Origin of the sequence: Pontibacter sp. BAB1700 (assembly GCF_000277005.1) — a bacterium.
Lineage (GTDB): Bacteria > Bacteroidota > Bacteroidia > Cytophagales > Hymenobacteraceae > Pontibacter > Pontibacter lucknowensis.
On record NZ_AKIS01000217.1, the window covers coordinates 1 to 4,859 of the forward strand.

The following is a 4,859-nucleotide window of genomic DNA, read 5'->3' on the forward strand; positions in this document are numbered from 1 at the left end:
GTAGGTGCCCGCCGCACATGCGAAACTCCCGCCCGCCTGGCCAAGGCAAGCTATGAAACAAGACAGAGGCTATACCTAGCAAAGGGGCCAGAGGCCCCACCATAGCAGTCACGAGCGAGGACGCTCGCGCCATAGACGATGTACTTGGGTCAATGAAAAGGAAGAAGTAATCACTCCTTCTTCCTCTTCAACAAAAGAAAAACCCCTTACCTCTCACTCAACAACCCCATTGACTTCACCAGATTCACAAACTCAATCCGATACCCCTCTTCATCCTTGCCGCGGGCATTCTTCGCCAGTTCCAACACCATCGGGAAAGACGCATTGCCTTTGAACTCGGAGTCACGGAGCAGCATGCCGCAGGCAGCCACGGCGGCGGAGAAGCGGAAGTTGTCGGAGGTCTGGGCGGCAGGTATAGCCTGACTGCTCACCGTGGTGGTCATCAACCGGCTGGTCTCGCCGTCCGGTTCTTTGTAGCGGAGTTTCATGGTGAGCATTTCGTCGGTTCTTTTGGCTTTCGGGTCGAGGGTTGTTTTCTGGTACTTCAGTTCGTCCAATTGTCCTGCCTGTGTCTCAGAGTCTGCGCCAGCTGGCACAATTTCATACAGCGCTGTGACGGTGTGGCCGGAGCCCATATCGCCAGCATCTTTTTTGTCGTCGTTGAACTCTTCGTTGGCCAGTGCGCGGTTTTCGTAGCCGATCAGGCGGTAGGCTTTTACTTTGGCGGGGTTAAATTCTAACTGCAGCTTCACATCCTTGGCAATAGTGAAGAGGGTGCCGCCGAACTCGCTTACAAACACTTTCTGTGCTTCCCGGATGTTGTCGATGTAAGCGTAGTTTCCATTGCCTTTGTTGGCCAGCTGCTCCATGCGCGAGTCTTTCAGGTTGCCGGTGCCAAAACCCAGCACGGTTAGGAAAACACCGGTTTCACGCTTCTTCTCGATCAGGCGTTGCAGATCGCTGTCGCTGCTCACGCCCACGTTGAAGTCACCGTCCGATGCCAGTATCACGCGGTTGTTGCCCCCTTTCACGAAGTTCTCCTCGGCTACTTTATAGGCTAAGTTGATGCCTGCTCCACCGGCAGTTGAACCACCTGCTTCCAGTTTGTCTAATGCTGCAATGATTTTCTTCTTTTCTTTTCCGGAAGTAGAGGGCAGCACCAGCCCTGCAGCACCAGCGTAGACCACCATGGATACCTGATCCTGCGGACGAAGCTCCTCCACCAGCAGCTTCAATCCGGCTTTCACGAGCGGGAGTTTATCAGGCGAGAACATCGACCCGGACACATCGATCAGAAAAACCAGATTGGAAGGCGGCAGCTGATCGGTAGGTACACGCTTGCCCTGCAGACCGATGTGCAACAATTGGTTTTGTTTGTTCCAAGGACAGGCTGAAAGCTCCGTTGTCACCGAGAAAGGCGCATCACCAGCTGGCTGCGGGTAGTCGTAGTTGAAATAGTTCACCATCTCCTCAATGCGAACGGCATCGGCAGGCGGGCGCTGGCCTTGATTCAGGAAGCGGCGCACGTTGCTGTAAGAGGCATTGTCGACGTCGATAGAGAAAGTGGAAAGCGGATTTTTCTGCGCGTCTAAAAAAGAATTTTCTTTGATGAAGTCGTAGTTCTCGGTATTGTGCACCAGTGGGGCGGCATCAAACACAGGAGCAGCAGCGTAAGTCATGTTCTCTGCTCTGTTTCTTCCCGAGAAGACACCTGCCACCTTACCTGCCAGTGCCCGGGGCAAACTTTGCTCCACCACAACCACTTCGCATAGCTGTCTGGTATCCAGCTGCATTTTCACATCTAGCACATTCCGCTTCCCTACCTTTATTTCCTGTGTCATATACCCGATGAATCGAAACACAAGTGTGGCATTGTCATCCGATATAGCCAGGCTATACTTGCCCTGCTGGTCAGTGGAGGTACCTTTGGAGGACCTTTGATCAGGATGCTCACACCTGGCAGCGGACTGCCATCATTAAAGTCGGTTACAGTGCCGGTGATGGTGCGGCTTTGCGCGGTTGCAGTCAGCCCGAAAAGCATCAGGGCGAGCAGCAGGAAGAGATTTTTTTTCATGGCTATTATGTTTTGGTTTCCGACATGATGCCACCTCCACAGGCTTTCCATAAATTTTCAGAATATTTTTCTTTTCTTTAGAAATTCATTCCCGGCACATGCTCCCTTTCTTCATCAAGCTCTTCACCAACGCCAAGCCGCCGCCCGACGATGCGGAGCTGGTGCGCCTCTACAAGGAGACGGGCGATCTGGAGCATCTGGGGGAATTGTTTCAGCGCCACTCCAAACTGGTATACCTTGTCTGCCAGAAATACCTGCAGGACCCGGAAGAAAGCAAAGACGCCACCATGCAGTTGTTCGAGCATGTTTCGAAAGCCCTGCTGCAGCACGAAGTCAGCAATTTCAAGAGCTGGCTGCATGTGACCACCCGCAACTTCTGCCTGATGCAGCTGAGGGCCAACAAGCACAAAACCACCGTGCCGCTCTCCGATAATGCCCCGCCCGTTATGGAAAACACGGAGCCCCTGCATCCTTCTGACGCAGAGGAGAACGAGAAGATGGAACAGGCTTTGCACGCGGCCCTAAAGGAGTTGCCTCCGCAACAGCTGGAATGTGTGGAGCTGTTTTACCTGCAGCAGAAGAGTTACAAAGAGATCAGCGCCCTCACGGGCTGCGACCTGAATAAAGTGAAAAGCTACATCCAGAACGGAAAGCGAAACCTGAAAATCATCATGGAGAAAAACCATGCAGCCAGATAAGCGACATATACTTTGGGATCAGGGCGACCACCCTTCCGTGGAACTGCTGGAGCAGTACCATGAAGGCACTTTGCCCGAAGCCCTGCACCACCAGCTGGAGCGCCACTTGCTGGACTGCGACCTGTGCTCGGATGTGCTGGAGGGATTGGCTGTGTCGGATGCTGCCCAGACCGAAAGCCATGTGCGGGACATCAACCGACGCATCGCTGCCAAAAGCCGCCGGCAGAAACGCAAGCCCGTGCCGCTATACCTGACCGACTGGAAAGTAGCCGCTGCGCTGGCCATGATGCTGCTATCCACGATCGTGGTGTTCTACTACAACTACCAGCAGGTGAGAGAACATCAAGGCATAGCCGCCCAGCAGGAAAAGGCAATTCAGGAGGCGATGAATTTGGGTGATAAGGCCGAATCGCCGGCTGCGACTGAGACTGTTGCAGATGCCAAGCCGGATACCGTGCGCCCGAGCCAGATAGCCGCTGTCACACAACCGAGAACGCTTCATGCCCCCCGGACACGCAAAAGCCCGGCTGCTCGGGAAGAAGTGCTTTTAGCTGATGATCTGGAGGACGTGGAAGTTGAAATAAATGTCGCTGACCTCACAGAGTCTATACCTGAAAAGCCAGTTACGGCACAGTCCGCGCAACTGGCCGAAGTGACAGTACCGCCACCCCCGCAACGAAACACCATGATGCCGGAAAGCACCTCCGTGGCCAAGGCCCTGCAGAGAAGAGTAGCAGGTGTGCAGGTACAGCGCAACAAACAATTAGGCCCGAATCAGGTGCAGGGGAAAGTGATCGATCAGAATGGTACTCCCCTGCCCGGCGTTTCGGTTGTGGTGAAAGGCACTACACAAGGCGTGGCTACCGATAAAGAGGGAAATTTCGTGCTGACCTTGCCGGATGAAAAAGCAACGCTGGTTTTCCGGTACATTGGCTATCAATCCAGAGAGGCAGGGGTATATGCCGGTGCCGATCCGATCACCATGGATTTGGCCTTAGATACAAAATCTCTAAGCGAAGTGGTCGTCACCCGTCAATACAGAACCAACCCGGCCCCAGTTGTGGCAGCCAGACCAGCTGCGGGGCACAAGGCCTACCGTCAGTACTTAGCCGAAAACCTGCGCTATACCCCAGACATGCCGAAAGGCCGTGTGGTGGTGCGGGCCACGGTAACCACAAGCGGTGCCCTCGAAAATCTGGAAGTGGTCCGTAGCCTGTGCGAACCCTGCGATGATGAAGCCATGCGACTGGTAGCACAGGGTCCGAAGTGGGAACCAGCGACACAGGATGGGCATAAGATAGAACAGCAGGTTCGGATCGTTGTTCGCTTCAGACCAGAAAAAGGAAAGTAAATGGAGGACTACGTAAAATCAGCATGGGAGGCGCTTTGCCGCAGCTATACCTCAGACGAGACTTTAATCAGGCAACTGTGGGATGAACTGGAAAAGGCCTATACCGCCAAAGACAGGCACTACCACAACCTCGAGCACATTGCTTACATGCTGGAACTGGCCGACAGGTATAAGCAGGAGTCACCGCAACAGGACCTGTTGCGCTTCGCCATTTTTTACCACGACATCGTGTACAAGGCAACCCGCTCTGACAACGAAGAGCAGAGTGCCGCCCTTGCTGAAGAGCGCCTGCACCGGCTCGGTATACCTGAGGTCGACATACTGCAGGTGAAAGAAATGATCATCGCCACCAAGTCGCATCAGACACACAAAAATGACCTGATCAACCTGCTACTCGACCTGAATCTTGCCATACTAGGCGCAGATCAGAAGCGCTACGACAGGTATAGCCAGGGTGTGCGGAAAGAATATAGCATCTATCCTGACCTGGTTTACAAACCCGGCAGGCGCAAGGTGCTACTGCATTTTTTAGCTCAGGAACATATCTACAAAACCTTGGAATTTCAGGGGGCTTTTGAGGATAAAGCAAGAGCAAATCTGCAGCGGGAGTTAGCACTATACAGTGAGCAAAAAAGGCTCTCCTAAAAACAGGAGACCCTTTTTATGGCGCGAGCGTCTTCGCTCGTGTCTACTATCGTGGGGCCTCTGGCCCAGTTTTTAAAAGTAGCGGCCAGAG

At 53.6% G+C, this 4,859-nt stretch carries 5 protein-coding genes; 3 read left to right on the forward strand and 2 right to left on the reverse strand.

Features of this window, described 5'->3' with window-relative positions; all coding sequences use genetic code 11:
• Positions 1 to 206: 206 nt before the first annotated feature.
• Together O71_RS20105 and O71_RS27630 are read right to left on the reverse strand one after the other, a co-directional pair.
• Positions 207 to 1,892, reverse strand: coding sequence for a von Willebrand factor type A domain-containing protein (locus tag O71_RS20105; protein ID WP_369751004.1), 1,686 nt, complete (start codon positions 1,890 to 1,892; stop codon positions 207 to 209).
• Complete coding sequence (locus O71_RS27630; RefSeq protein WP_007660782.1) at positions 1,838 to 2,074, reverse strand: hypothetical protein; 237 nt, start codon at positions 2,072 to 2,074, stop codon at positions 1,838 to 1,840. Before O71_RS27630 ends, O71_RS20105 begins: the two co-directional genes overlap by 55 nt.
• A 98-nt stretch (positions 2,075 to 2,172) precedes the next feature.
• Between O71_RS27630 and O71_RS20115 the strand changes: the two genes are divergently transcribed.
• The 3 genes from O71_RS20115 to O71_RS20125 are packed head-to-tail and all read left to right on the forward strand — an operon-like array spanning position 2,173 to position 4,768.
• Positions 2,173 to 2,772, forward strand: coding sequence for an RNA polymerase sigma factor (locus O71_RS20115; protein WP_007660784.1), 600 nt, complete (start codon positions 2,173 to 2,175; stop codon positions 2,770 to 2,772).
• Positions 2,759 to 4,123 carry a TonB family protein gene (locus O71_RS22260; protein WP_007660786.1) on the forward strand — a complete coding sequence of 455 codons (1,365 nt, stop codon included), beginning with the start codon at positions 2,759 to 2,761 and terminating at the stop codon, positions 4,121 to 4,123. The genes O71_RS20115 and O71_RS22260 overlap by 14 nt, the downstream gene beginning before the upstream one ends.
• Positions 4,124 to 4,768 (forward strand): hypothetical protein, encoded by a 645-nt coding sequence (locus O71_RS20125; protein ID WP_007660789.1) that lies wholly within the window; start codon positions 4,124 to 4,126, stop codon positions 4,766 to 4,768. It abuts the gene before it with no gap.
• Positions 4,769 to 4,859: the final 91 nt, after the last annotated feature.

Coding starts and splice junctions, on each gene's coding strand:
- O71_RS20115 (WP_007660784.1), top strand. CDS start 2,173: ATGCTCCCTTTCTTCATCAAGCTCTTCACCAACGCCAAGCCGCCGCCC.
- O71_RS22260 (WP_007660786.1), top strand. CDS start 2,759: ATGCAGCCAGATAAGCGACATATACTTTGGGATCAGGGCGACCACCCT.
- O71_RS20125 (WP_007660789.1), top strand. CDS start 4,124: ATGGAGGACTACGTAAAATCAGCATGGGAGGCGCTTTGCCGCAGCTAT.
- O71_RS27630 (WP_007660782.1), bottom strand. CDS start 2,074: ATGAAAAAAAATCTCTTCCTGCTGCTCGCCCTGATGCTTTTCGGGCTG.